Source organism: Metabacillus niabensis (assembly GCF_902829255.1).
GTDB lineage: Bacteria > Bacillota > Bacilli > Bacillales > Bacillaceae > Metabacillus > Metabacillus niabensis.
The window spans coordinates 1-1937 of the sequence record NZ_CADEPK010000173.1 but is presented as its reverse complement, the minus strand read 5'-3'; the positions used below and the strand labels follow the sequence as shown (position 1 = coordinate 1937).

General features: G+C 29.9%; 2 protein-coding genes. Both read left to right on the top strand.

What is annotated here, in order from left to right; translation table 11 throughout:
• Window positions 1–161 precede the first annotated feature (161 nt).
• Window positions 162–758 (top strand): YpjP family protein, encoded by a 597-nt coding sequence (locus HU235_RS12330; RefSeq protein WP_095301291.1) that lies wholly within the window; start codon window positions 162–164, stop codon window positions 756–758.
• A 483-nt stretch (window positions 759–1241) separates the two neighbouring features.
• The coding region (locus tag HU235_RS12325) for an anthrax toxin lethal factor-related metalloendopeptidase (protein WP_174880400.1) at window positions 1242–1937 on the top strand (696 nt) is incomplete at its 3' end.

Sequence of the window (1937 nt, the reverse complement as noted above, 5' to 3'; positions counted from 1 at the left end):
TGTATGTACTCATTATTTTAAACGTTTACATTGCTCATTTAAAGAGTTATTATAAACTATTTTCAATTTGATTTAATTGGCCTGTAATATATTTGATATATTCATATTTTAGCTAATATGTTAAAATATAGAGTATAAACGAATTGGAAGGAAGAACGACGATGAACAAATGGCTAAGGAAATCGCTTGTCATTTTATTCTCAATCGCTACATTCGGACTAGTAACACCTCCTGCATCGTTAGCTATAACGGATAAACCATCAGACGATTCTACTGAAAAAGTTTCGTTTTCAGATGATGTCATTGAGCAAACTGCTTCACCTGTTGTCGAAGAGGAGCAGCCATTTGAAAAAGAACAAATTTTAACAAATATATTAAATGAGGCAGAGGAAAAGTCTTTACTAAAATTCGGGGATAAAATAGGCGGAGTAATTGAAGATGAATTTAAAGAAGTCATATTACCGAAAATGGAAGAGATTATTACATATTATTTAAATGAAGAATCTGATGAGCTTTTTGAACATCTTGAAGTATCTAAACCTTCAGGTGGAACAGGTGAAAAGATTTTTCATATTTATAATACAGAAACAGGTCAGGATGTATTAAGATTCCATGTCCGAAGAGAAAATCGTCCATTAGAAGGATATTGGTTTAATTTCCATTATCATACTTATCATGATTCTTTCCAATCTCATAAGGATTTAGGCAGCATTTATTGGGATAAAAATACTCCTCCAAATTGGATGGTATATAATTAAAAACTTTACTTAAAACAGTTAGTAAAAATACTATTAAAATAAAAATATAGTAAGACAAATAAGAATGGAAGTCGAGATCCTTTCATTTTTATTTGTCTTTTTGTTTGTCTTCTTTCGAATGATTGTGATGTAAAGATGATGCTATTGGTAAGATTCATGGAGATATAAGTAGATATAAACTTATAGAAGGCTTTTCGCACTTCTTCTGCTCGCTAGGTCAAGTTTTAGAGAAATTAGTTATTATGTTATGAGAATAGCTTTTATTTTACAATAATTAAGCTTAGCTTGTTAGCATTACTCACCACCACTATATTTTAATTATTTTCACCGCCATACATAGCTTTTATTGGAAATTGTCTGGATATAGAATCACCTATTAAATTATGATACTATAGTATTAGTAGACTCCTATTTTGATAAATAACCTCATTTCATTTTTTCACCGTTATAAATATCTTTATACATCACGAAAGGAAGTACATCATGAAGAGAGCTATTTTCTTTATTTTTTTAATCTCTCTACCTATTTTTCCGATATTTCAGCTAGTAAATGCAAGTCCAAATGGTGTTAAACTTTCAACATATACTTTTCATTCAATAACATTCTCTAATCAAAAACCAGCTTTAGGTGAAATGATTTATTTACCAGATACGGCCTTTAATGAAGCTCAAGTATTACACATGATAAACAATCTAGAGAAAATTGATTATAATATATTAAAGCTTGCTGAAAAGCAAAATATTAAGATTATATTATTTCAAGGACCACTGACAGAATTAAATGGTTTAAGTAGATTAAAAGATAAAAAACCTAGGGGATATTCAGATTCTGATCCAACTTGGGATTCGGTTCCAGGTATGAGTGCAGATCGGGTGGTTTATGCTAAAATAGGTCATAGTGAGTATGGGAAAGGACATACTTCTATTTCACTAGAATTACATGAAATTGCTCATGCGATTGATCGATATGTTTTCAATCATGTAAGAGACAATTCGATATTTATTGAAATATGGAAGCAAGAGGTAAATCGAATTTTCCCATCTCAAAAATACTATCTTAACTATTCAGAGGAATATTTTGCTGAATCATTTGCGATGTTTTATTTTAGTCCCGAAACAAATAAAGAACTTTTTGAAAAAGCTCCACATACATTTGCTTTTATACAATCATTAGAAGAA